Consider the following 948-nt stretch of genomic DNA (forward strand, 5'->3'; position numbering starts at 1 on the left):
ATAGCGCAGAGAACGCGGATCGCGGGTTCCTGCATGTAAGGATTTCGTACGCTTATGCGCCCGAAATCCTTCGCCATTTCAGACTTTCAGCGGGATGAATCGATTCTCCGATAGTTGCCGATCATTCATGGAATTTGGCCGTCTCCTCAAGGATGCCGAGGAGCCGGTAAGAAGTTCAAATTTCAGGGCGTTCGGACGCGATCAGCGCATCATCCAGCGCGGATGACTTTATCAACTGTTGATAAGGTGCTATTCTCGCCGTGAATGGAGGCTCGATTATGATTAGCGCGGATCTCGGAAAGCAGCTTGAGAATTTCGTCAGCCGCCTCGTCGCGACGGGCCGCTACAACTCAAAAAGCGAGGTTCTACGCGAAGGCGTGCGCCTGATACAGGACAGGGAAACGCGCCTGGCCGCCTTCGATGCCTCGATAGCGCGGGGTCTTGCAGACGCGGACACAGGTCGCACGACACCGGCCGATCAGGTGTTTGATCGCCTTGAGGCCAAGTATCGCGCCATGAGTGCGGACAACGAATGATCGTCCATCTATCGGCCGAGGCCGAATATGATCTTGAGACGATCGGCGACTATATCGCGCGCGACAATCCGGCACGGGCCTTGAGCTTCTTGCAGGAGCTGCGTTCGAAATGCCTGGGGTTGGCGGACATGCCGGAACGATTCCCGCTCGTTCCGCGCTATGAGGCGAGCGGCGTGCGTCGGCGGGGCCATGGGAATTATCTGATCTTCTACCGGATCGAGCCGGAAAAAGTGATCATCCTCCACATTCTGCACGGTGCCCAGAACTACAACACCATCCTCTTTCCTTCCTGAATCGCCGCCATCTCGGACGTGCAGCTGGCTTTTTCGTCGCCTGAAACATGGGGTAATCGCGGCGCGATTCGCCCTCAGTCACGGCCAGACGTGCTGGCTGGCAGGGTGGTTGCTCCCCG

General features: G+C 57.5%; 2 protein-coding genes. Both read left to right on the plus strand.

Annotation, left to right across the window (positions count from 1 at the left end; all coding sequences use genetic code 11):
- Positions 1-278: 278 nt before the first annotated feature.
- Positions 279-536, plus strand: a complete 258-nt coding sequence (locus AC3WJD_RS22015; protein WP_492748997.1) for a type II toxin-antitoxin system ParD family antitoxin — start codon at positions 279-281, stop codon at positions 534-536.
- Entirely contained in the window at positions 533-829 is a 297-nt protein-coding gene (locus AC3WJD_RS22020; protein WP_492748998.1) for a type II toxin-antitoxin system RelE/ParE family toxin, read from the plus strand. Before AC3WJD_RS22015 ends, AC3WJD_RS22020 begins: the two co-directional genes overlap by 4 nt.
- The last annotated feature ends 119 nt before the right edge of the window (positions 830-948 follow it).

The organism is Sphingobium sp. FW306-1B-F04DB, from assembly GCF_058781925.1.